Source organism: Veillonella sp. LMAG:90, from assembly GCF_008679445.1.
GTDB lineage: Bacteria > Bacillota > Negativicutes > Veillonellales > Veillonellaceae > Veillonella_A.
Map to the genome: position 1 here is coordinate 455,817 of NZ_NAND01000001.1, position 25,539 is coordinate 481,355.

The 25,539-nt window shown below is 45.7% G+C and carries 12 protein-coding genes and 1 other RNA gene; 8 read left to right on the forward strand and 5 right to left on the reverse strand.

What is annotated here, in order from left to right; genetic code table 11:
• The first annotated feature begins 105 nt into the window (after nucleotides 1-105).
• Complete coding sequence (locus tag CCC71_RS02010) at nucleotides 106-783, forward strand: transposase (protein ID WP_247240058.1); 678 nt, start codon at nucleotides 106-108, stop codon at nucleotides 781-783.
• A gap of 26 nt (nucleotides 784-809) precedes the next feature.
• Nucleotides 810-1,682 carry an IS3 family transposase gene (locus tag CCC71_RS02015; RefSeq protein ID WP_247240057.1) on the forward strand — a complete coding sequence of 291 codons (873 nt, stop codon included), beginning with the start codon at nucleotides 810-812 and terminating at the stop codon, nucleotides 1,680-1,682.
• Between the two features lie 157 nt (nucleotides 1,683-1,839).
• Here CCC71_RS02015 and CCC71_RS02020 read toward each other — a convergent pair whose 3' ends face one another.
• The 3 genes from CCC71_RS02020 to CCC71_RS02030 form a co-directional block, all read right to left on the reverse strand.
• The gene (locus CCC71_RS02020) at nucleotides 1,840-3,024 is read right to left on the reverse strand and encodes an SAM-dependent methyltransferase (RefSeq protein ID WP_156704818.1); all 1,185 of its coding nucleotides are present in this window, start codon (nucleotides 3,022-3,024) and stop codon (nucleotides 1,840-1,842) included.
• Nucleotides 3,025-3,459: 435 nt separating this feature from the next.
• Entirely contained in the window at nucleotides 3,460-4,656 is a 1,197-nt protein-coding gene (gene megL / locus CCC71_RS02025; protein ID WP_021841548.1) for a methionine gamma-lyase, read from the reverse strand.
• Nucleotides 4,657-4,905: 249 nt separating this feature from the next.
• On the reverse strand, nucleotides 4,906-5,856 hold the full coding sequence (locus CCC71_RS02030; protein ID WP_021841547.1) for a LysR family transcriptional regulator: 951 nt from the start codon (nucleotides 5,854-5,856) through the stop codon (nucleotides 4,906-4,908).
• A gap of 422 nt (nucleotides 5,857-6,278) precedes the next feature.
• Here CCC71_RS02030 and CCC71_RS02035 point away from each other — a divergent pair, with 422 nt between their 5' ends.
• The 4 genes from CCC71_RS02035 to addA all read left to right on the forward strand — a co-directional run bounded on the left by CCC71_RS02035 (nucleotide 6,279) and on the right by addA (nucleotide 19,312).
• Complete coding sequence (locus tag CCC71_RS02035) at nucleotides 6,279-7,529, forward strand: SLC5/6 family protein (RefSeq protein WP_156704841.1); 1,251 nt, start codon at nucleotides 6,279-6,281, stop codon at nucleotides 7,527-7,529.
• A gap of 214 nt (nucleotides 7,530-7,743) precedes the next feature.
• Nucleotides 7,744-11,274, forward strand: a complete 3,531-nt coding sequence (gene nifJ, locus CCC71_RS02040) for a pyruvate:ferredoxin (flavodoxin) oxidoreductase (RefSeq protein WP_021841545.1) — start codon at nucleotides 7,744-7,746, stop codon at nucleotides 11,272-11,274.
• 423 nt (nucleotides 11,275-11,697) lie between these two features.
• Complete coding sequence (locus CCC71_RS02045) at nucleotides 11,698-15,351, forward strand: PD-(D/E)XK nuclease family protein (RefSeq protein ID WP_021841544.1); 3,654 nt, start codon at nucleotides 11,698-11,700, stop codon at nucleotides 15,349-15,351.
• Nucleotides 15,317-19,312, forward strand: coding sequence for a helicase-exonuclease AddAB subunit AddA (gene addA, locus CCC71_RS02050; RefSeq protein ID WP_226974486.1), 3,996 nt, complete (start codon nucleotides 15,317-15,319; stop codon nucleotides 19,310-19,312). Before CCC71_RS02045 ends, addA begins: the two co-directional genes overlap by 35 nt.
• A gap of 301 nt (nucleotides 19,313-19,613) precedes the next feature.
• Here addA and CCC71_RS02055 read toward each other — a convergent pair whose 3' ends face one another.
• Nucleotides 19,614-20,402, reverse strand: coding sequence for a basic amino acid ABC transporter substrate-binding protein (locus CCC71_RS02055; protein WP_021841542.1), 789 nt, complete (start codon nucleotides 20,400-20,402; stop codon nucleotides 19,614-19,616).
• Nucleotides 20,403-21,107: 705 nt separating this feature from the next.
• Nucleotides 21,108-22,526 carry an alanine/glycine:cation symporter family protein gene (locus tag CCC71_RS02060; protein ID WP_296332742.1) on the reverse strand — a complete coding sequence of 473 codons (1,419 nt, stop codon included), beginning with the start codon at nucleotides 22,524-22,526 and terminating at the stop codon, nucleotides 21,108-21,110.
• A 227-nt stretch (nucleotides 22,527-22,753) separates the two neighbouring features.
• On the opposite strand from CCC71_RS02060, the gene ffs reads away from it, so the two are divergent.
• Nucleotides 22,754-22,853: signal recognition particle sRNA small type (gene ffs / locus CCC71_RS02065), an RNA gene on the forward strand.
• A 55-nt stretch (nucleotides 22,854-22,908) separates the two neighbouring features.
• Nucleotides 22,909-25,464: a DNA polymerase III subunit gamma/tau gene (gene dnaX, locus CCC71_RS02070; protein WP_156704824.1), complete on the forward strand. Its 2,556-nt coding sequence runs from the start codon at nucleotides 22,909-22,911 to the stop codon at nucleotides 25,462-25,464.
• The last annotated feature ends 75 nt before the right edge of the window (nucleotides 25,465-25,539 follow it).

Sequence of the window (25,539 nt, forward strand, 5' to 3'; positions counted from 1 at the left end):
ATATAACAAATCTCTAAGTACATCAACACATGCCGGTGATATGCTCCCTTTTAGGTAGACACAAGAAATAATAAAATCTTGTGTTACTTGAAAGGGAGTATTTTTATGCCCAAGTCAAAAATCTGTGCAGAAGAAAAAATAAAAACCGTAGAAAATATCCTTGAAGGAAAAGAATCCATGTCCACAGCTGCTAAGAGGTTAGGAATTGATTGGACTACCGTTAGGGCTTGGATTATCAGTTATAAAAGCAATGGGCTCGATGCATTTACACATGTAAAAAATAAGCATTATTCTGCTAAAGAAAAAATAGAAGCCGTAATAGCTTATCTAAGCGGAGAAGGATCCTTGAATTCTATTAGCCAAAGATTTGGATTACGGTCAAACATGCAACTACGAGATTGGATTAAGAGGTATAATAGTCATGAAGAATTAAAAACATCCGGAACAGGAGGATGTTTTACCATGACAAAAGGCCGAAAAACAACATTCGATGAGCGTGTTGAAATAGTACAGTATTGCATATCTCACAACCATAATTACACAGAAACAGCAGCAAAATACAATATTTCTTACCAACAGGCTCGCAGTTATACAGTAAAATATGAATCCGGTGGGCTAGACGCATTACAAGATAATCGCGGAAAAAGAAAAGCACTAGATAGTCTTACTGAAGTAGAACGATTACGCACTGAACTTAAGATGGAACGTGCTCGCCGAATGAGGGCTGAAATGGAGGCATCTTTCTTAAAAAAATTAGACGAAATAGAGAGGAGGCGGGGCTAAGCCAAGTAAAATATTTTCATATTTATTTGGCGATAAAAGAAGAACACGAAGAGCATCACTATGCCATTTCAGCTTTATGTAAACTAGGTAACGTAACTAGAGCTGCTTATTACAAATGGTTACATAGACAAACGCCTATAAAAGAGCGAGAAAACATAATGATTGCGGAAAAGATAGAGGCCATTCACTCAGAAAGTCCCGATAAGGGATACCGTAGAATTCGAGATGACTTGGATCGCTACTATGACATACAGGTTAATGATAAGCGAGTACTACGAATTTGCCGGATACAAAATATTAAATCTACCATTAAGTATTGCAATAAGGGATGCACTCGACATGCGGCAAGACCACAATATGTAGCAGAAAACATTCTTAATAGAGACTTTACTGCTACAGCCCCTAATGAAAAATGGCTTACAGATGTTACTGAATTTAAATATTACTTGGGCAATGAAGTTCATAAAGTATACCTTAGTGCAATTCTTGATTTATATGATCGTAGAATTGTTTCATTTGCAATCCGAGACAGAAATGACAATATATTGGTATTTGATACCTTTACCCATGCCGTAACTTCTAATCCAGATGCACATCCATTATTCCATAGTGACAGAGGATACCAATATACTAGTCGAATGTTCCATGCAAAGTTAATTGCGGCAGGAATGAAGCATAGTATGTCTAGAGTAGGAAAATGTATTGATAATGGCCCTATGGAAGGGTTTTGGGGTATCTTAAAACGCGAACGATACTATGGGCGTCACTTCACAGATAAAGAGTCTTTGGTTAAAATGATTGAAAACTATATTGAATATTACAATACTAAACGATTACAAAGAAAGCTCGGTGTTTTAACACCTATGGAAAAACATGCTAAATATTGGTTAGCAGCATGAAAAAACTGCCACCGGAAACCGGTGGCAGATACAAAACTAATTTTATTTTTTCGAGTGTCTACTTGACGGGTAGCAGTTCACGGTGAGCAGGGGTTTTGTGTTTATGTTTTAGTTATTAGTGGGGTACCACGTTTTATTAGGGTTATAGGACATTTCATTAATACCAACGAGTCATCGGTAAATCATTGTTGATGCCCTTGGTAGCTAGTATCTGATGTAAGTCCATCATGCCGTTGGCAAAAGCAGCGGCACAGCCGTTAAGGTATAAATCCCACATGCGGATGAAGCGTTCGTCGAATTTTTGGCGAATGGTTGGGAGCTGGGCACGGAAGTTCTTATCCCATTCTAATAAGGTTTTATTGTAGTGCATGCGGAGGTTTTCCACGTCCAAGATGTGGAATTTATCGTCCGTCATATCGGAAATCATTTCACGCAGGCTTGGTAGCATACCGCCCGGGAAGATGTATTTGCTCATCCACGCATCGCCCGGTTTTTCATCCATACCGCTGATGAAATGGAGGAGGAAAACGCCACCTTCAACGAGAACGGAGTCTACACAGTCATTGAATAATTGATAGTTTTCACGGCCCACATGTTCAACCATACCGACGCTCACAACGCGATCGAATTCTAAGCCCGATTTTGGTAAATCGCGGTAGTCCATGAGCTTCACTTCGAGGTAATCTTCCAAGTGGTTTTCCTTGATACGTTCTTGGAATTTTTCATACTGTTCATGGCTGAGCGTAATGCCGGTGCCCTTGATTTTGTATTTTTTAGCCGCTTCGAGGAGTAAATAACCCCAACCACAGCCGATATCTAAGAGGCGCATGCCTTCTTTTAAATACAGTTTGTCTAAAATGCGATGGATTTTATTCATCTGTGCTTCGTAAAGAGTCGTATTCTCATCTTCGAAGTAAGCGCAAGAGTACTGCATGGTTTCATCGAGCCAAAGGGAGTAGAAGTCGTTACCGATATCGTAATGGCTCTGCACTTCTTCCGCTTGGTGCTTCTTGGTAAGCGGATTGTGGGTTAGTTTGGTGAGTACGTCGCCGGCCGTGGAGAATTGATCCATTTGGCCGAGGAAGTGGTTCAACGCGAAGTATAAATCGCCTTCAATTTCTAAATTGCCGTCCATGTATGCTTCGCCGAGAGCGATGGATGTACTCGTCATGAGCTTGTTTGCGGGAATGGGTTCCTTCATATCTACTGTAAAAAGAGGTTCCCCTTCGCCAATTATATATTCATTATCTTTAAATTTTACTTTAAAAGGATTGGCATCGAATCGTTTTAAGAAACTAATCATTGCCTTTTCCTCTATTTTTTCACCTAAGTTGCCTAACATCTCAAGGTACCTCCTTATTAAAATTTTGACTAGCTTGTTTTTATATACTAAAACTTTAGATGTGAAAAGTCAAACAATTTGGCGGTTGTAATATGTAATAATAGATATAGAAAATATAAATAGATGAAAATATTTTTATTGTGTTATTATAAAGAATAATTAATAATGCCCTTACCTGAAATCGCGAGGATTACAGGCGAGGGCATTATAGTAATTGAGAGTTCCTATCTACTACATAGTGTTTAATGAAATAAGGTTATTAGTTTTTAAATATAATGAGAGAATAGGAATACCAAAATTCACGCATCGTTAAGGCTGACAATTTGCCGGTGCCGACCTTATCGCAAGTGTAAAAGGAGGCGTGAAGTTTTGCTGTTAATTTGAAGTGATTACGTTAGGATGCTGATCTTAATTGCTGATTGTGATAATGTTGAACTATTTAGCTATTTGGTCCAAAGCTTGGGCTAAATCGGCAATGATATCGTCCGCATCTTCGAGACCTACGGATAAACGCACGAGGCCTTCGCTGATGTTGGCAGCGGCCAATTCTTCTTTCGTGTAGGTGGAGTGCGTCATGGACGCTGCGTGTTCGATGAGGGTTTCCGCATCGCCTAAGGAAACGGCTAAGCGGCAGAGCTTAACGCTGTTCATAACAACGGCTCCTTCTTTGACACCGCCTTTTAATTCGAAGGATACCATGCCGCCCGGTAAAGCCATTTGCTGTTTAGCCAATTCATATTGCGGGAAGCTGGAAAGACCCGGATAGTTTACGGATTTAACAGCCGGATGGGTTTCGAGGAATTGAGCTACTTTCATAGCATTGGCGCAATGACGTTCCATGCGGATGGCCAACGTTTTAAGGCCGCGGGCTACGAGGAAGGCATCAAACGGGCTGAGTACGGCACCGGTCATGTCTTTGATACCGTATAGGCGAACTTGCGTTAAGAAGTCGGCGGAGCCGCATACAAAACCGGCAATGACGTCACCGTGACCGTTTAAGTATTTGGTAGCGGAGTGAACCACTACATCGGCGCCTAAAGACAATGGTTGTTGGATGTAAGGTGTGCAGAAGGTGTTGTCAACAACAACGAGACAATCGGCCTCTTTATGGCTGATTTCGGCAATCGTTTTGATGTCTACGATTTTAAGTGTCGGGTTAGCCGGCGTTTCCAAATACACGACTTTAGTATTTAGTCTGAAAGCTTTTTTCACAGCGTCTATATCGCTCATATCAACGAAAGTTACTTCAACGCCCATGCGGGTCAAGCCGTGGTTAAGAAGGGCGAAGGTGCAGCCGTACAAGGTGTCACAGGCGATAACATGATCGCCCGCTTTCAGCGCCGTCCACAAGGTGGCGGAAATAGCCCCCATGCCGGATGCGGTGGACATACAAGCTTCGGCTCCTTCTAAAAGGGCTAACTTCTCTTCCAACTGCGTGTTGGTCGGATTGCCTAAGCGAGAGTAGATATAGCCCCCTTCTTCGAGGGCAAAGCGACGACCGCCCTGTTCGGCAGAGTCGAAAACGAAGGTAGAGGTTTGGTAAATAGGGGCTGTTAAAGCTCCAAATGTATTAGGCGCTGCGCCGCCGTGAATTGCTTTAGTAGAGAATCCCTTGTTTTTTAAATTTTCCATGTTATATACCTCCTAAAAGTAAGTCTTTTTAAAACGGACAAGTTATTGGGAACACCGTTTATTTTGAGGTCAGTGTAACATGGATAGTTCATGCTGTATAATATCCCTTGGAGTGTATTTACCATGCATTAAAACTATATCTAAATTAATTGATTTGCAGTAAGTAAATAGAGCCACCGGCAGGGGCCGATGGCTCTTTGATATAAGAAATCTGTGTTATTGTTACAGCTTAGGCTAGGAAAGAATCATTTAGGCCTCGTTTTTTAGAGGTGCAAAAACGGGATGGCTTAAGGAATCAATGGAATCTTCCAGGAGCTCCACATAATCTGTCATAGCCGGCGTCATATTGGTGTTTTTTAGTTTTATCCAGCCAATATTGATAAGGTCCAGGGAGCCTTCCAGCGGAATGGATAAAATACGGTCTTTGGTAATGTCCGGCAATAGGCAACCACAGCCGATGGTAAAGGCATCGGTGCAGGCTAAGAGGCGTAAAATAGTGGAGCGGTCGGATACGACGAGGGAGCGATTGTCCTGAAGACCGCGGACGCTCACCTCTTCGGCATACTGATAGGAGTCATTGCCCTGGTAGTATTTGATATACGGATAGTCCTGCAGATCCTCTACGGTGAGGGCACCGGCGTTTTTTAACGGATGATTATGACCGATATAGACGCAAGGCGGGAATTGACGAAGTGGCGTAAACTCAATGCCTTTTTGCGCAAAAAGACGTTTCATAAATTTATTGTTGCTCCGTGACAGATAGAGAATACCCAGTTGGCTTTTCCCTAAGAGGACGTTGTCGATAACTTTGGATGTGCGACATTCGTTAAAAACGATGGTATAATCGGAGACTTTTTTCAAACGTTTTACAAAATTCGTGAGTGCTTCGATGGAGAACATGTAGTGTTGGGCCGACACGGTAAGGGTGAGCCGATTGTTGATGCTGTCCTGATTAAAGTAGTTGTTAAGGCCGTTGACCTGCTCGAGAATGCGATGGGCGTAGTCTAAAAACTCAAGGCCTTCAACGGTGAAGGAAACACCGTGGCGCGTGCGTTCCAGTATGGTAATGTCGAATTCCTTTTCCAGGTCTTTAATGGATTTAGAAAGGCTCGGTTGCGCAATGAATAAACGCTGGGCCGCCAGTGTAATAGATTGGCATTTGGAGATTTCGACTAAGTAACGCAATTGTTGTAAGGTCATAAGGACGCCTCCCAAGTGACATAGCTTTAAACTATAGTATCAACACTTAATTAAGTATTTCACAGTGTATTTTTAACATGTTATGCTGAACCTATATTAAGTACCGTTAGACGTCTCGGTACTTCCCTCATACATAGTTAACTATAACAGGTATAAAACACGGGATTATAGGTATATAAGACTTTTGTTAAGGTATATTACTGAGTTGATAAATAAATTGAATTATATGACCATTTTATTGTAACAGGGAATGCAAAAAAAGTCATGCTTTATCAGAATATATACTATGAGAAATTGTACTTATATGTCATAATGTATAATTAGAGGAGGTTTTCATGAATAAGGAAATTCAAGTTGAGGCGACGCTTACGGCTGTCGGTGAACCGGTTGCTATAGGGATGAGCAAAGCGGCCAGAGCCGGTATGAGCGACGCTGAGTGGCGTGAAGCCACCCGTTTTGACAGTACTGACTGGGGTTGGATTATCATGAGTATCGGCATGGCTATTGGCGCCGGTATCGTGTTCTTGCCCGTTCAAGTCGGTATTGTAGGGGTGTGGGTGTACTTGTTGGCAGCGGCCGTGGGGTATCCGGCGCTCTATTTGTTCCAGCGCTTATTCGTTAATACCTTGGCGGTATCGCCGGAATGTACGGATTATCCGTCCGTTATTTCTCATTATTTGGGTAAAAACTGGGGTATCTTCTTAGGCGCGATTTATTTCGTTATGATCGTCATCAGTATCTTCGTGTACTCTACGGCGATTACCAATGACAGTGCGTCCTTCTTATACTCTTTTGAGGTAACGGACACGATTCTATCGAGTAATCCGTTCTACGGGTTAGGTGTTATTTGTTTATTGGTGGCCATTGCGGCCCAAGGGGAGAAGATTCTTTTCAAAGTATCCACCGGGCTGGTACTTACTAAGTTACTAGCCATTATCGTGTTGGGGCTCATCATGGTAAGCCATTGGAATTTGGCGAATGTTCCGGCCTTACCGAGCTTGTCCGATGCGCTCTATCAGGCGTTTACCATGTTGCCGTTGACGCTCACGTCGATTCTCTTTATTCAGACGTTGAGTCCTATGGTAATTTCCTATCGCTCCCATAATAAATCGGTGGATGTGGCTTGGCACAAATCCTTGCGAGCCATGAATATATCGTTCGGCGTTCTATTCGTGACCATCTTTTTCTTTGCCATTTCCTTTAATTTGGCCATGAGTCATGAGCAAGCCGTTATGGCGGCCAGTCAAAATATTTCCGCCTTGGCTATTGCAGCGAGTGAAATGGACGGCGATACGGTGAGAATTTTAAGCTTATTGCTTAATATTTTCTCGATTATGACAGCCTTCTTCGGCGTATTCCTGGCATTCAAAGAATCGTGTCAGGGGATTGCCATTAATTTGTTAAAACGCGTGTATGACGAAGATTGCATTAATCGCAAAGCGATTGCTTGGGGTACCTTGGTATTTGGTGTATTGGTCGCTTGGGGCGCCATTATTCTGAATATTCCCGTACTTCGTCTCTTAACGTGGATGGGCCCGATTATGGGGATTATCGGTTGCTTTATACCAACTTATTTGGTATATAAACTAGATTTCCTGGCTCGTTTCAGAAGTCCAAGTCTTATGTTTATCATAGCAGCCGGCATCTTGCTCAGTATTTCGCCGTTTTTCTAAAAAATTCACTACGGAGTGTTAAGGGTTCATTAGTAACAATTTAATTAAGCAGTATCTTAGCAGTACAAGAAGTAAATAGCAGTAAATTAGCAGTAAATTGCAGGACCGAATCAAGAGAGAGCTTTTGTTTAGCGTGAAATCAGTTTCCAACAGCGACAACTGCATATGAGATATGCAGACGCAACTATATAAGTATATACCGGGAGGCTTTACTATGCGTAAAATGAAGACTATGGACGGCAATCAAGCCGCTGCACACATTTCCTACGGGTTCACCGAGGTGGCCGCAATTTATCCGATTACTCCGTCATCACCGATGCCGGAACACGTGGATGAATGGGCGGCTAACGGGCGTAAAAATGTGTTCGGACACACTGTTAAGGTAGTAGAAATGCAATCGGAGGCCGGCGCAGCCGGTGCCGTGCACGGTTCATTACAGGCCGGGGCGCTGACCACTACCTACACGTCGGCACAAGGCTTGCTCTTGATGATTCCTAATTTATATAAAGTGGCCGGTGAATTATTACCAGCTGTATTCCAAGTGGCGTCGCGTGCTTTGGCGACGCATGCGTTGTCGATTTTCGGCGACCACCAAGACGTAATGGCTTGCCGTGCCACCGGTTGCGCCATGCTCGCCGAATCGTCCGTGCAGGAAGTTATGGACCTTAGTGCGGTTGCTCATTTATCGGCGATTAAAGGCCGCATGCCGTTTATCAATTTCTTTGACGGCTTCAGAACGTCTCATGAAATTCAAAAAATTGAAGTGCTCGAATACGATGAATTGGCACCGCTCCTCGATCGGGATGCCCTCAAAGCATTCCGCAAACGCGCGCTGACACCGGATGCACCGGTGACGCGCGGTACGGCGGAAAATCCGGATGTGTACTTTACTCATCGTGAAGCGTCCAATCCGTTCTATTTGGATATTCCGAGCATTGTTGAAGAATACATGGCTGAAATCAGCAAACTCACAGGCCGTGAATACCATTTGTTCAACTATGAAGGGGCACCGGATGCTACCGACGTCGTAGTTGTGATGGGCGCCGGCGCTCAGGTAGCCAATGAAACGGTGGAATACTTACGCGAGCAAGGCCGCAAAGTTGGTGCCGTTAATGTCCATCTTTTCAGACCGTTTGCTATGGATCGTTTCATCGAAGCCTTGCCTAAGACGGTTAAACGCATTGCCGTACTTGACCGCACGAAAGAACCGGGCTCCATGGGCGAACCTTTATTCCTCGATGTGCAGGCCGCCATTGCCCGTGCTAAACTGGATATTACCGTTGTGGGCGGTCGCTACGGCCTCGGTTCCCGTGATGTAATTCCGGCCGATATTGTAGCCGCCTTTGATAATTTGGCAGCCGCCGAACCTAAAGCTGAATTCACGCTTGGTATAGTGGATGATGTGACCGGTTTATCCTTGCCTCGTCCCTATAATGTATGGATTGATGCCTCTCACATTACGGCTTGTAAGTTCTGGGGATTCGGTTCCGACGGTACGGTTGGGGCCAATAAGACGGCCATCAAGATTATCGGCGATAACACGGATATGTACGCGCAGGCTTACTTCGATTATGATTCTAAAAAATCCGGCGGCGTGACCATGTCGCATTTGCGTTTTGGCAAAAAGCCGATTAATAAACCATATCTCGTAACACGACCTACGTTTGTAGCCTGTCATCGTCAGGCCTATGTAAATGAATACGATATTTTACAAGGCATCGAAGAAGGGGGCACCTTCTTATTGAACTGCACTTGGACGCCGGAAGAACTTTCTGAAAAATTACCGGCTGCCATGAAGCGGACCATTGCCAATAAACATCTTAAATTCTATATCATTAATGCGGCGCAGATTGCGCAAGACATCGGGCTCGGCGGTCGCATCAACATGATTTGTCAGTCCGCCTTCTTTAAATTGGCCAATATTATTCCGATTGAAGAAGCGGTGCAGCACTTGAAAGATTCCATCGTTGCCACTTATGGTAAAAAAGGTCAGTCCGTTATTGATATGAATATGATGGCTGTCGATAAAGGGGTTAATGCCATTGTGCCGGTAACAGTGCCGGCTGACTGGGCTGATGCGGTGGATGCTCCGGTAGCTGAAACTCAGGAAATTCCTGAATATGTACAAAATATTTGCCGTCCGATCAATGCGCAAAAAGGCTATGATTTACCGGTTAGCACCTTCATGGGCTACGAAGACGGTACGTTACCGGCCGGTTCGGCTGCTTATGAAAAACGCGGCGTAGCCTTATTCGTACCGCATTGGCACAAAGAAAATTGTATCCAATGTAACCAGTGTGCTTTTGTTTGTCCGCATGCAACGATTCGTCCGGTATTGGCTACGGCTGACGAAGTGGCGGCCGCTCCGGAAGGTTTTGAAACAATTCCGGCTATGGGCGCCGGCGACTTACAGTTCCGTATCTCCGTATCGCCGCTTGATTGCCTCGGTTGCGGCAACTGCGTACAGATTTGTCCGGCTCCTAAGGGTAAAGCCATTACCATGAGCCCAATCGATGACGAGTTACACTTGGCCGATGCTTGGAATTATGGTGTAAACTTACCGACTAAAGCGAATCCGATGAAGAAAGAAACGGTAAAAGGCAGTCAGTTTGAAGTACCGCTTCTCGAATTCTCCGGTGCCTGTGCCGGTTGCGGTGAAACACCGTATGCCCGTCTTGTTACGCAGCTTTTCGGTGATCGCATGATGATTGCCAATGCGGCCGGCTGTTCCTCCATCTGGGGCGGTTCCATGCCGACATCTTCCTATACGGTTAACCAGGCGGGTCAAGGTCCTACTTGGGCAAACTCCCTCTTTGAAGATAATGCGGAATTCGGCTACGGCATGCGCGTAGGAACCACGAAGATTCGTGAACAAATCGGTGAATATGTAGCAACCGCTATCGATGAATGCACGGCGGAACAGGCTGAATTAAAAGCCGCGCTTAGCGATTGGAACGAACATCGCGAGCAGGGCGCCGGTACACGTGAACGATCCGCTCGTTTGGTAGCGTTGCTTGAAAAAGTGGCTGAACCGACTAAAGCTATGACGGCGATTTTAGAAGAAAAACAATATCTTGCTAAACGTTCGCAGTGGATCTTTGGTGGCGACGGCTGGGCTTATGATATCGGCTTCGGCGGTCTCGACCATGTACTTGCGTCCGGCGATGATGTAAATATTCTCGTATTCGATACGGAAGTGTACTCCAATACGGGCGGTCAATCTTCTAAAGCAACGCATACCGCGGCAGTAGCTAAATTCGCAGCCAGCGGCAAGCGTACGAAGAAAAAAGACCTCGGCATGATTGCCATGTCTTACGGCTATGTATATGTGGCTCAGGTGGCTATGGGGGCCGATAAAAATCAGCTCCTCAAAGCGATTACGGAAGCGGAAGCCTACCCTGGTCCATCCCTCATTATTGCCTATGCACCATGTATCAACCACGGTATTAAATCCGGCATGGGCACGACGCAGGAAGAATCCCGTCGCGCCGTAGCGGCCGGCTATTGGGATCTCTATCGCTACAACCCTGCTTTACGCGGCACTGATAAAAATCCGTTCAGCCTCGATTCGAAAGAACCGACTGAAAGCTTTAGAGATTTCTTGATGGGCGAAGTGCGTTATGCCTCGCTTAAACAGACATTCCCTGAAGTGGCGGAAGAACTCTTTGCCAAAACAGAAGAGGATGCCAAAGAACGTCGTTTATCCTACGTACGTATGCAAGAAAGTTTGGCACCGACTAAATAGGCTTGAATCGAATGGAGTTTGAATCAAATAAGGTTTAAATTAAATGAGATTCTGACTCTAATAAGATTTGATTTTAATAATCTAAATAAGGTTTGACACTCATAATGTAGCTATATAATTTATTTATATAGAATGTAGTAAAACCTCCAAGGAAACTGCACGAATGGGAATTGGGGCCCCATATTCGTGCAGTTTCTGTTTTATGCATTAATGTAGTTGCTGTATAATTGAAAGCATTTTCTTAATCTGTTTCATTTTCTGAGGCGATAGATACTTGTAGTTTGAAAAATTTGGTTGTCTTATACCAAAGGCAGCTATGATATATTTATATATGAGAGTATAGAGTTATATTTATGATTAAGAGTATAATTATATCAGTAGAGAATCTAGATGAAATATACCGCTGTAGGAAGGAGTGAAAGTATGGCACTTTCGGTCTATGTAGGACGGGCCGGCACGGGCAAAACACAGGCCTGCTTTGAGCATGTGAAGCAAGTTATCGAGTCAAATCCGGGCGAGCCTATTCTATACATCGTACCGGATTCGGCGACCTATACGATAGAACGAAGCTTGGCAGAATTCATGCCACAAGGCGGTTTTACCACCGTTCGCGTAGTGGGTTTTAGCCGTTTGGCGTACCAGATATTTCAATCGGTAGGGATGGTGCGCGAATCAGGTCTGTCGGACATTGGGCAAAAGTTATTGCTTCGTTTAATCATGAAACGGGAGCAGGGCAAACTGGAATTATTGGGGCAGTCGGCTAAGCAACCTCATTTTGCCGATGTATTGCAGGGACTCATCAGCGAATGCGATTCATTCCGCGTGGATGCAGCCGATTTGAAAAAAGGGGCTGAGCAGGTCGAATCTATGGTATTGCAGCGTAAGCTTCAGGAACTTGCTCATATCATGGAAGCGTACCAAGAAACATTGGCCACCACCGGTGTTAATACGGCTAATCGTTTGGAAGAGCTCATGGAGGTATTACCAAAAAGCCCGTTAATCCATAATTCCCATGTGATTGTGGACGGCTTTCATTGGTTTACACCGATTCAAATGGAACTTTTATATGAGCTGTTTACATTGGCAAAAGACAGCATTTTGACCATCACCTTACCGCCGGACCTGGCGAAATTACAGGTGCCGCCGCAAAAATTACGACTGTTCGGGCGCCCTCATTCCGTATTTGCAGATGTGATGAAATGGCATGCTTCGCAAAAAGATGCGATAGAGCTCGTGGTGCGGACTTTTGATAAAAATTATCGCTTTAAAAAGCCTGTCTTAGAGAGTTTGGCAACGCGTTATTTTAACTCACCAATCAAAGATAATAATCAAGAGGCCGTATTGCCTGTTACGGTGGCATACAATCGAGCTCGTGAAGCCGATGCCGTATGTCGGCAGATTTTGGAAGCGATGGAACAACCGAATCGGCGCTGGCGGGATATTACCATCATGCTTCGTGAGTCGGAGACCTATGGCGATATTTTGGAAAAAACGCTGAAACGTTACGAAATTCCTTACTTCTCGGATCGCCGCCGACCTATGGTGAGCCATCCTCTAGGTGAGTTTTTACAGGGCTTATTGGAAGTGGTACGTCGGAATTTCGATCATGATGCGGTGTTCCGTTTGTTAAAAACCGACTTCTGGCCGCTCACTCGTTCCGCTGTGGATGAATTGGAAAATTATTGCCTCGAGTTTGGTATTCGGGACTTCATGTGGCTCAAAGACAGCTGGCCGTATGAACGGAAAAACCGTTTTGACAGCAGTGACGATGATGATACGTATGATGAAAAAATCGCAGAGGAAATCGGAGCGAGTGCAACAGCTGATGCTACTGCAAAAGAGGATCCTGAAGTTGATGCAGCAGTAACGGATGTTAATCCTGTATCGACCGGCGATAGGTTAAATAGCACGATTTCTGATGAACTCATGCAGGGAAATACGGAATCTGCGCGCCGTATGCGTGTCAATGCGGCTCATAATCTAATTATGGCCGAGCTACGTCCTTTCTGGGAATTTGCCAAAGAGGAACACACCGGTTATGAATGGTGTGAAGAGCTTTTCTTGTTGATGAGTAATGTGGGCGTGCCTGCTCGCTTGGCACAGTGGGCTACTGATGCGGAAGCGGCCGGTGATGCGGAAAGTGCGGCCGCTCATGAGCAGATGTATAAACGGGTTATTGCTCTTTTTGACGAGATTATGAGTTTGGAATTGCCCGATACGATGACGACGGCGGAAGTGGCGCTGCTTTTGGAAGAAGGGTTAGAAGAAGTATCCTACTCGTTAGTGCCCCCAAGCCTTGACCATGTTATGGTGACCACTGTGGAACGCGGTTATACGCATGAAAGCGATATCGTCTTTTTAATGGGCCTCAATGACGGCGTATTCCCGCAACGTATGGGCGATGAAGGCCTTCTGAAAGATACGGAGCGCGAAGCCTTGAAGGCCGCCGGCGTTACCTTAGCGGAAGGGGCTTTAGTGCGCGCTTTTAATGAAAACTTCTTGCTCTACTTGGCTTGTACGCGTAGTCGTGAGGAACTTCATATTTCCTATGCCGGTTCCGATGAAGAAGGGGCCGCCTTGGAAAGCAGCCTGGCTATTAAACGTTGGCAGCAGTTGGGTTATACGGCCGGTTCCAAGGGAGCGCCGCTTACCATTCCGGAGGGCCAAGAGCCGGACTATATTTGGCGGCCGTTACAGAGTTTATCCTTATTGGCCGGCCAGATGGGGACCGTGGCGCAAGACGGCGATTTAGCGCCGATTTGGCGTAGCGTTTACGATTGGAGCCTTGACGGTCAGTACCGCGAAGCTTTACGGATGGCCACCCGTGGCGTTATGGACTCTAACGATGTGCCCGTAGTGGACCGTGAGGTGGTGCAGGCTTTATTATTCCAAAACGAAGCGTTAAGCGGCTCCGTCACGCGTTTGGAAAAATATCAGCAATGCCCGTTCGCTTTTTATGCCCGTTACGGTTTAAGTTTGGAAGAACGGCCGATTAAGCAGTTCGGCGCCCCGGAAATCGGGATTTTTCTCCATGAAAGCTTGCGCTCCTTGGGTATGACACTTTTAAAAGAAAAACGTCAATGGCGTGATATAAAACCGGATGAAGAAGCGGCGCTTTGCGAAGCGGTAGTGGCTGAAATCAGTAAGGAATTGCAGCTCGGCGAAGAAGGCGATGTGTATGAAACGGTACTCCAACAGCGTTTGGAATCGACCCTCAAACGGACGGTAAATCGTCTTACCGATTGGTCGCAAAAGAGCAAATTCAACACGCGCTATTTGGAAAAGAGCTTTAGCAGTTACGGCGGTGCCGGTCACTGGCCGGCGGTGAAAATATCGTTGGGTGACGAGTCGTATATTCAACTTATCGGTCAGCTCGACCGCGTCGATGAGTGGCAGGATGAGGCCGGTAAAACCTACGGTCTCGTAGTGGACTATAAGTCGGGCTATGCGGAAGTGACGGCATCGGATGTGTATTATGGCCTCAAATTGCAGCTCGTAACCTATCTCTTAGCCCTCGAACGGGCACAGCGAAGCGATCAAATTGAACCGGCTGCCTTGGTATATACGTATGTAAAAAATCCACGAATCAGCAAGAGTAGTGTCCTAACCGAAGAAATGGCATCTGAATTGGTGAAAACCGATACAGGCCTTAAAAATGACGGTTATTTTACAGATAATGTGGAGTTATTGGCGAATATTGACGAAACGGTGGTGGCTGGTAAATCAACGCCATATGTACCGATTCGTATTAGCGGCAATGGCACATCGATTCATGGTCAAGATAAACGAAAGACCAAGTCGCCACAAGACTTTAAGGCGCTTACCGATTATGCGGCACGTGTGATAGGTAAGGCAGGGCAGCATATTTTGGCCGGGCATTTCCCGGTGAGTCCGTACAATTTGGATAATAAGTACATTCCTTGCTCCTATTGTCAATATAAGGCGTTATGCCGTTTTGAAAATACCCGTAATAATTATCGTTATATCAACAAAATAGACGAAGATGTAGTGTTGGCTAAAATGGCGAAAGGAGACGATGTATATGAAGTGGACCGACGCTCAACAAGCGGCGATTGATGCACCAAAGCCGGGCTCGCTCGCTTCACAGACCTTGCTCGTAGCGGCGGCTGCCGGCTCCGGGAAAACCGCCGTTTTGGTGGAACGCATCATTCAGCGCTTGAAATCTAAAGATAATCCCTTATCCATTCAGGAGCTTATGGTAGTAACCTTTACCAAGGCGGCGGCTGCTGAAATGAGTGCTCGTATTGGTGCTAAATTAGCGGAAGAATTCAATAAAACCGGAGATTCTTACTTGGAAGAACAGCTCAGCTTGTTGCCATCCGCTCATATTTCGACGCTCCATTCCTTCTGTCAGTGGGTTATCAGCAGTTATTTTTATCGTCTCGACATCGATCCGTCCTATCGCATCGGTAATGAAGGGGAATTGATGCTTCTGAAAACCGATGTGTTGGAAAAGCTGTTGATAAAAGCCTACGAGGAAAATCAATTTCACATTTTTGAAATTGCCGACATGTTTGGCAGTGAACGGTCCGACCAAGGCATTATGGATCAGATTTTGAACCTTCATGAGTTTGCGTTGGCCCAGTCTGATCCTGAAAACTGGCTTCAAGAGGCTAAGGCACGTTATGAAAATGCCCTTACCCAGCCTATAATGGACACCGTTTGGGGTAAATATTTTATGGACGAGCAACATCTTCTGATTGACGACATTGCTAATCGTCTGGCAAAATTTGCAGACATCCTCAACCAACCGGGTGGGCCTACCAAGGGTGCCGAATTTATTGATGAGCTCGCCTATATGATGTCCGCCCTGACCGAGGCGCAAACCTGGGATGAAATGGTGGCCGCCGTCGCTCTCATTGGCAATCATTCGTTCAAGCGGCTCAATATGAATCCTTTGAAAAAAGATTTGGATAAGGTTGATCCCGGCTTGTTATCTCAGGCTAAGGAACTGATAAAAGGTGTTCGTGAGAGTTTAAAAGAGCTTTCCAGTGGTCCTTTTGCCATTACCGAGGCGGAGTTTAAAACGCAGATTGAGCAAAGCTTACCGTATGTGACGGGCCTCATCGATTTAACGTTGGCCTTTAAGGATGAGTTTGCGAAGGCCAAACAAGAACTGGGCATGCTCGATTTTTCAGACTTGGAACATCTATGTTTAGCCCTCTTGCGGGACAAACAGGACGATGGCCGTTGGGCGCCGTCCGAAGTGGCCATTGAGCTTCAAAACACCTTCAAAGAAGTTATGGTGGATGAATATCAGGATACGAATGGCGTACAAGAAGCTATCGTGAACCTCGTGTCGCGCACCGATAATCGATTCTATGTAGGCGACGTGAAGCAGAGTATCTACCGCTTCCGTATGGCGAACCCCATGCTTTTCATGGAAAAATATCACAGATTCCAGCAGTCCGTTGATGCCGTAGAGCGCCGTATAGACTTATCCCAAAACTTCCGTTCCGATGCGAATATTTTGGAGTTTACCAACTTCCTCTTCCGTCAAATCATGACTGCTGACGGGGCGGAACTGGACTACGGTGATGCGGAAGCCTTAAATCCGGGCCGCAACACCGATGATGCGCCGGAAAACTGGGTCGGTGGCCCCGTAGAACTCCATCTCATCGATGTGGGTAATGAAAAAACATCGACGTTTAGTAAAGGCGCAGCGTCAAGTGAAGCCGGTGCATTAGCTGATGACGATGATGCAGCAGATTTAGAAAATGACGAAAAAGAGACTGCTTTTATCATTGAAAAAATCAAAGAGTTAAAAGCTGCCGACAAGGTTGTACAAAATATGGATGGCAGTTTCCGACCTTTGGAATGGCGCGATATAGTGATTCTCTTGCGTTCGCCAAAAGTCAAAGCAGGCCGTATGGTAGAAGCCATGCGTCAGGCGGGCATTCCTGCTTATGCGGAAGAGAACACGGGCTACTTCAGTGCCATTGAAGTAAAGCTATTGCTGTCGCTACTGCAGGTTATCGACAATCCGGAACAGGATTTGCCGATGGCGGTAGTGCTCAATTCGCCGTTTGTCGGTCTCGATGCGAACGAATTGGGACGATTGCGCATGAGCGGCCAAGGTTCGATTTGGTCATTGTTGGCCGAATATGGCAAAAACACACAAAATGAAGCTGTTCAGGCTTTTGTAGGTCGTTTTGAAAAATGGCGCACCTATTCACGGCATCACAGTGTAAGCGATTTGCTGTGGACCATCTACGAGGATATGAATTATTTGGAATACGTCAGCGCCATGCCGAACGGACTCGTGCGCCGCGCCAATGTAATGGCACTTTACGAACGAGCCAAGCAGTACGAAGCCGGTAGCTTCCGCGGCATTTTTCGCTTTTTACGCTTCTTGGAAAGCTTGCAGGCCGCGGGCCAGGATTTGGGCATCGGCAAAACGGTAAGCGAAGCGGATAATGTGGTGCGCATCATGAGTATTCATAAAAGTAAGGGCCTTGAGTTCCCGGTCGTATTCGTAAGCTCCGTGCAAAAAGAGTTTAATCTGATTGACTTGAAAAAATCCATGTTACTTCACGGCGATAGCGGCGTAGGTATTAAAGGCTATTATGAAAACTATCGCGTCTTATATGGCTCACTGCCATGGCTTTATGTGCGGGACAAGATTGAACTGGCTACCAAGGCTGAAGAAGAACGTATTTTATATGTTGCCTTAACTCGTGCGCGCGATAAATTGTTTATTACCGGTTTTGTAAAAAAATTTGAAGATCTCTGCAGCAAGCAGGCCGCACCGGCCCTCTTGACCGATACGCAGATGCTAAGCAAAAACCTGATTACGGGCGCAAAATCTTATTTGGATTGGTTTATCATGGGCTTAAGCCGCCATTTAAACGGGGGGAATTTGATACGCCAATTCAGTGGCGTAGAAGACGTGGCCTCTATGGATCTCAAGGATAAACAGTGTCGTATACAAGTTGAACTTCATGACGGTAGTCTATACACGGATTTGCAGCGTAGTAAAACAGAAAAATCCGCTATTTTGGCGGCTGTTGAAAAATTGGCTCCAATTGATGCGGAACCGCTTGAAGCCGACTTGGTAGCTCGTTTTAACTTCAGCTATCCATACATGGGTGCTGTCAGTCGTGCCGCTAAAATTTCTGTGAGTGAATTAAAACGACGCTTTGCCGAAGCCGAGGAAGAAGCTGAAACTTTGGTAGAGCCGGCCGGCGGTAATGTGGCTGAGGCGAATGAAGCTGAAGCAATTGATGCATCAATTGCTGAACAGACAGCTGCTGCATCGGTAGCAAATGCATCAGTAGCAAATGCACCGGCAGCAACTGAGCCTACAACCATTCAAGAGACTTCAAAAGGCCTATTACATTCGGAGCTGGGTCCGTTTGATGTCAAACCGAGAGCTTTGGAAGCCGCTGAAGAAGTGAGTACCGGCGCTCGTTGGGGTACTTTGATGCATGAAGCTATGCAGTGGTTGCCGATGGAAAAATATACGCAAAAAAGCTTGAGTGCCAAACTCGATCAATTGGTTTTGGGAGGATATTTTACGCTGGAAGAGCGACAAGTATTGAGTGATAGAGCGCTATACCGATTCTTTACTTCCGATTTGGGGAGTCGTTTGTTAAAAGCCGCTAAAGCTTCGGCGGATACGTCGAACTCGTCAGCTTTAAATCAGTCCAACTCGCCGGGAACGTCGAATTTATCGGATTCAAGTCAGTCGACTTCAAGCCGGTCATATTCACAGGTCGCCAAAGAATGGCCGTTCAGCATGCTCATTGAAGCTCATGATGTGTACCCGGAAGTAGAACCGGGTGAAAAATTATTCCTGCAAGGGATCGTTGATACAGCATTTTTAGAAGATGGCGAGTGGGTTTTGGTAGATTATAAAACGGACCGCGTTAAAACCGGTGATGAATTGATTCGTCGTTACGGTATTCAGTTGCGTATCTATAGTCAAGCCTTAGAGCGCTTGACCGGTAAACCGGTAAAAGAACGTTATATCTATTCATTCCGCTTAAATGATGCGATTGCCGTACCGGCAGAGTAAGTTATATTTAGTACCGTAGCTGCAGAGTAAGTCGTATCTGGTGCCGTGCGTGCAGAGTCAGTTGTATCGGGTAGTAAGTCATATCTGGTTGTTTTGCCATAAGGGACTAGTTTTATGCTATAGTTCCGGGTTATCAATCGTTCAACTTTATAATGAAAGAAAGAGAAGGCGTTATCCCCTCAGCTTTTGCTCAAGGGATAACGCCTTCGTTTTGGTAACGTTATTTGATATTTTCAGCTTCCGTCATTCAAAGTGAATGAGGAGCTATGATTCATTTGTTAAAAACTAGCTTATTTTAAGCTTATTTTTTAGCAGGACCGAACCATTTTTCATAGATTTTGTCGTAAGTGCCGTCAGCTTTCAAATCAGCCAAAGCTTTGTCAGCTTGTTCTTTCAACTGTTTGTCATCTTTACGGAATGCCCATACGAATGGTTCCGGATCTACAGGTTCGCCGATGATTTTGGTATCAGCATCAGCACCTTGTTTTAAGTAGTAAAGCGCAACAGCATTGTCCAATACGATGGCATCAGCTGTGCCGGCTTTTAATTCATTGAATAACTGGGAGTTGCTGTCAACGGATTTAACTTGTGCGTTAGGAATCTTTTCAGCTACGTCTAAAGCAACGCTACCGATTTGAACAACGATACGTTTACCGGCTAAATCGTTCATGCTTGTAGCAGTGTCATCTTTTTTTACAATCGCTACGAAACCGCCTTTTTCAAAATAAGGATTACTGAAAAGAACAGCTTTTTCACGTTCAGGGGTAGCACTGAGGCCGGATGCAATCATGTCGATATCTTTACTCTGCAACGCAGGAATCAAAGCATCAAAGCCCATGCTTTTGAACTGCATTTTGTAACCCATTTTCTTGGCAACAGCGTCGGCAAGGTCAATATCAAAGCCTACATATTTGTCGCCTTCGGTGAATTCAAATGGAGGGAACGTAGTTTCGGCCCCTACCTTAATAACTTTTTCTTGATTGTCACCGCCGGTGCTGCCGCAACCTGCGATTAAACCGGCTGTCAATAAAGCCGCTGTCAAAGTGAGCACAACCTTTTTGCTCGCGAATTTTTTGAGTGAACTAAACATAATTACTTCCCCCTACACTAAAACTTTAAGGACTCTTAAAAACTCAAAATTAATTATATGCATATTATAGCCCATTTCTGTATAAATATCAATCATAAAATTATAAATATTCGCAGGGCGCCATTTTGCTTCTAGGAAAACCATGTGCTTTGTAGTGGGCGAAAAGAAGTCATGTCCTATTTCCTCCCCAACGAAACAAGTTCTGAGGTTCGTTCAATAGGACATGACTTCTTTTTCTCTCACATATCTCCAGAGTACGTATGGTTTTCCTAGAAGCCTTCAGGCGCGCCTCGAATATTTACGGGGGAGGAAAGGTGATGCACAACATAAGGTTAGTTATATGTGATTACTTAAGAAAGGAAAGGCAGGCCTATTTCCTCCCCAACGAAACAAGTTCTGAGGTTCGTTCAATAGGCCTGCCTTTCTTTTCTCTATCACAGAGTACATATCGCTGTATAACTAATCTTATCTTGCGCATCAAAGGGGGAAAGAGAAAATGATTTTGATTTTATATGTCCTTCGCCCCTCTCCCCGGCGTAAGACGCACAACATAAGACGTTAGTAAAGATATACGTGCTATGCCGTGAAATTGAAAGAAAAAGAGTGACAGTCCTGTTGAACGACCTTTCGAGCTTGACTCGCAGGGAGGAGACAGGACTGTCACTCTTTTGAAATTAAAGTTTTATAGCATGCACGCTACCTTTACTAGTCTTTATGCTGTGCGTCCTTATGCCACCACACTATCCCATCTTGATTAGGGAGTACGCTTCTATCAAATGTAGGCTCTACAATGCCGGCTTTTTTCTGTTTGAAATAGTCGAGCATAGCGGCTTTACCCTGTTTCCACAAGAGGAGAATGGCGGTTAAGTTCGTGAGTACCATGAAGGCCATGAATAAGTCGGCCAAGTTCCATACGAGGTTAAGAGACGCGACGGAACCAAAGTAAACCATGATAACAACGAACACGCGGAAGATGTTTAAATAAATCGGGTTTTTAGTTAAATGAGCGATGTTGATTTCGCCATAGTAGTAGTTGCCCACGATGGAAGAGAAGGCAAACATGAAAATGAAGATGGCCATTACAGGTGCAGCCCAGCTGCCGAGTTGCATAGCCAAGTCATGCTGGATAAGAGCAATACCGGTGAGACCGGCGCTGGCATAGTTGCCGGAAATCAATACGATGAAGGCAGAAGCGGAACATACAAGGAAGGTATCCACGAATACGCCGAAGCTTTGGATAAGACCTTGTTTTACCGGATGGCTTACGTCAGCCGTAGCTGCAGCATTTGGTACGGAACCTTCACCGGCTTCGTTGGAGAACAAGCCACGTTTAATACCGTTCATGACAGCGGCGCCGAAGAAACCGCCGGCAGCTGCATCAAAGTTGAAGGCATTGGAGAAAATAGCATAGATTACGTTCGGTAATTCGGTGATGTTCACCAATACGACATAAATGGCGGTTAAAATGTATAACCCGGCCATAACCGGTACGAGCCATTCGCTCAAACGAGCTACACGAGCGATACCGCCGAAAATAACGAGGGCTGTTAAAATAGCAACGCCGATGGCGGTTACTTGCGGATCAAGGTTTACGATAAGCAAGGCATTGGCTAAGGTGTTGGCCTGTACGGAGTTGTAAATCAAACCGTAGGTCACACTGATGAGCACGGCAAAGAGAAATGCGAAGGCCGGATTTTTTAAACCCATTTTAATGTAGTAAGCCGGACCACCGTGGAAACCGCCTTTACTGGAAGGTACTTTGTAAATCTGTGCCAAGGTACTTTCTACAAAACCGGTGGCAGCGCCCAATAAGGCGATGAACCACATCCAGAAGATGGCCCCCGGGCCACCGAGTACAACGGCGATGGCGATACCGGCGATGTTGCCGACACCAACGCGAGAGGCAGAGCTTACGCAGAATGCCTGGAAGGAGGAAATGCGGTTGCCTTCCGTTTTTTTACCAACACCTTCGCCCAGGAGACGAATCATTTCCTTGAGTTCGCGCACCTGAATGAATCCGGTGCTGAAGGAGAACCAGAAGCCGGCGAGTACTAAATAAATAATGATAATGTAGTCCCAGAGAAAGCCGGTAATGGTTCCGATGAAAGAGTTAAAAGCGTCCATAATAAAAATCCTTTCCTAGCTTTTGATAAAAGTTAGATACGCTATAGAATATATCTAGCATTATTATACTACAGGCAATCTTTATCGTATACATTTTATTGGCAATTTTATACAAAATGTATAGTGTATGTTGTATAAAGTGATTGGTTGGGGGCGACTTGTTTTTTTGCCTTTAGTAGTATATAATAATATAGCTAGCCGTAATGCAGGACTGGATTATGGCAGTCTTGTGGGGCTCGTGCAATGGAAGCCTGTGAATCGTGTCAGGATCGAGAGATAGCAGCACTAAGCGGTTACTTTCATGTGCCACGAGGGAACCTATAAGGCTGTCATAATCGAGTGTTGTGACGGCTTTTTTGTTTATAAGAAAGGAGGGAACCTTATGAGTTATGTAGCGTTGTATCGGAAGTGGCGCCCGCAGACCTTCACGGATGTGGTGGGGCAAAAGCAAGTGAGCGAGACGTTGATGCGTGCCATTCGCGAAGATAAAGTGGCGCATGCGTACTTGTTTTCCGGACCGCGTGGGACGGGCAAGACCAGTGTAGCCAAGATTTTTGCCAGAGCCATTAACTGTGAAAAAGGACCCACCGATCACCCTTGTAACGAATGTACCTCTTGTAAACAAATTTTGAACGGCCAATCCATGGACGTTTTGGAAATAGATGCGGCATCGAATCGCGGTATTGATGAAATCCGTTCTTTGCGGGAAAGTGTGAAGTTTTTACCCGTTGAAGGTCGTAAAAAAATCTTTATTATCGACGAAGCCCACATGCTGACGAATGAAGCGTGGAATGCCCTTTTGAAGACGATTGAAGAACCGCCGCCTCATATTATGTTTATTTTTGCCACCACGGAAGTGGATAAATTGCCGGTAACGATTTTATCGCGTTGTCAGCGTTATACCTTCCGACGGATTACGGCCGAAGATATTGCGGAACATTTGCTGCATGTGGCCGAAGAAAGTGATATCAAGCTTTCACCTGATGCGGCGCAACTCATTGCCATTCACGCGGATGGCGGTTTGCGTGATGCTCTCAGTATTTTGGACCAGTGCTCCGGCATGACGACGGATGTGATTACGGCGCAGACCGTGGAATCTATGATTGGCCTGGTGGGCAAAGAATGGATTATGACCTTCCTTGATTATTTGCGCAAGGGCGATGGGGCGGCTGTTTTGGTGGCTTCTAAAAAAGCTCTCAGCGAAGGTCGCGACAGCAAACAGATTATTGAAGCTCTCATTCAACATGTAAGGGCCTTACTGATTGAAAAAGTTTTGCCTACCGCAGAAGAATTAGCTTTATATACGCCGTTTAAAGAGGCTTTTGCCGCTCAGGCACAGTCTTTATCGGTGGATGAACTCAATTATTTTGTCAAAGAATTGCAACAGATTTTGAATGATGCGAAACGGGTGGATAATCCGCGCATCGTCATCGAAATGGGCTTGTTGGGGATTTGCGCCCGTGCGCAAGTCAGCGAAGAAGATGTATTACAACGGTTGGCCGCCGTTGAACATCGTTTGGATGAATCGGATAATCAGTTCGGTGCCAGACTGGCTCAATTGGAGCAGCAGCCACCGATGATGAACCCGAATATGATGCATCAAGGTATGATGTCTGACGCGGGTGCCATGAATCAGGCAATGTCAGGCGCGCAAAGTGCCGTGATGCCGGGTTCAGCAGTTCCCGGTACAGTGCCGCCAAGCGGCATATCATCTGCAGTGCCGGGTACGATGCCACCGGGGGTTATGCCGCCCGGTTTGGATATGTCTACGTCGGTAGGCATGGCCCCGCCAACCTCAATGGCGCCGCCTACGCCAAGTAGGAGCAAGGCGCCTGCGAAGCGCAAAGCACCGGCCAAAAATGCCGGCGCCGGTCATGGTCAATCGCCTAAAAAAGGGTCGCGCATTCGCTCAATTATAGGTGATACGGCACTTATTTTAGGTCAGCACATCGAAAATCCTAGGAATTATGATAAAATAAAGAAGGATACCTTACGGTATGCCAATAGTCGGTCTTGGAATTTTACAGCTAGCTTTTTTAACCAGGCTTTCTTGACCTATATCGATGAATCGCGTGTTGTTTTCGTATTCGGCAATCCGATGTTGGTTAATATGTGTAATACGGAAGATCGAATTTTCGAATTGGAGCAGAGTTTACATCAGGCTCTGGGGCGCGAAGTGATGGTGCAAGTGCTTTGCCAAGACGATAGTGCCGCTAAAGGATATTTAGATGCCGCTAAAGCCGTAATTAACGGCGGCGGTGGGCATACGGCGGCAGGTGCTAATAGAGCAACGCACCAGGCCGGGCAACAGCGTCAGTCACAACCGATGGCTGGAACAAGTGACATACCGCCGGTTTCGCAACCAACTGCACAGCCAACAGTACAGCATACTGTGTCGCAGCCAAGTGGAGCATCCCAACCTGTTGATGACTTTGGTGCTTCGAATGCCGGTGGTGCTAATCCGACAGTGGATGACTTCGGTGCGTCGAATGTCGGGGATGCGGCACCTGTTGATGATTTTGGCGCCTCAAGTGCTTCAAATCGCGGGAATACCACTGTGACAGTTGACGATTTCGGTGCATCCGGGGCCACGCCGGTCGGTACACCAACAGTGGATGATTTTGGCGCTTCGAATGTCGGTGACGCTAATCCAACAGTCGACGACTTTGGTGCAGCCGATTTTGAAACAGCGCCACCCCCTGACGATGAGTACAGTGATGGTGAGATGATGCCTTCCGCGGCGGATTCTACAGCTCAAAAAAAAACGGAAGTTCCCGATGAGTTAAAAGGCATGACTAAATGGGATCCCAGTAAGGCTACGCCGGAAGAACGGTCCAATTCCGTTTTGATGGGTGCGCTTATTAATGCACAAGCTGAAGGCAATGACGTGTATGTAGAAATTATCAACGATGAAGAACCATCTAAAGATGCTGATTAGTAATGTGAAGCAGCGTTAACATAATTCACGTTTAACCGCTGAATCATAGAAGTATAGTAAGCTGACGTTCATATA

Coding starts and splice junctions, on each gene's coding strand:
- dnaX (WP_156704824.1), top strand. CDS start 22,909: ATGAGTTATGTAGCGTTGTATCGGAAGTGGCGCCCGCAGACCTTCACG.
- CCC71_RS02035 (WP_156704841.1), top strand. CDS start 6,279: ATGAGCGACGCTGAGTGGCGTGAAGCCACCCGTTTTGACAGTACTGAC.
- CCC71_RS02020 (WP_156704818.1), bottom strand. CDS start 3,024: ATGTTAGGCAACTTAGGTGAAAAAATAGAGGAAAAGGCAATGATTAGT.
- nifJ (WP_021841545.1), top strand. CDS start 7,744: ATGCGTAAAATGAAGACTATGGACGGCAATCAAGCCGCTGCACACATT.
- megL (WP_021841548.1), bottom strand. CDS start 4,656: ATGGAAAATTTAAAAAACAAGGGATTCTCTACTAAAGCAATTCACGGC.
- CCC71_RS02030 (WP_021841547.1), bottom strand. CDS start 5,856: ATGACCTTACAACAATTGCGTTACTTAGTCGAAATCTCCAAATGCCAA.
- CCC71_RS02055 (WP_021841542.1), bottom strand. CDS start 20,402: ATGTTTAGTTCACTCAAAAAATTCGCGAGCAAAAAGGTTGTGCTCACT.
- CCC71_RS02010 (WP_247240058.1), top strand. CDS start 106: ATGCCCAAGTCAAAAATCTGTGCAGAAGAAAAAATAAAAACCGTAGAA.
- addA (WP_226974486.1), top strand. CDS start 15,317: ATGAAGTGGACCGACGCTCAACAAGCGGCGATTGATGCACCAAAGCCG.
- CCC71_RS02045 (WP_021841544.1), top strand. CDS start 11,698: ATGGCACTTTCGGTCTATGTAGGACGGGCCGGCACGGGCAAAACACAG.
- CCC71_RS02060 (WP_296332742.1), bottom strand. CDS start 22,526: ATGGACGCTTTTAACTCTTTCATCGGAACCATTACCGGCTTTCTCTGG.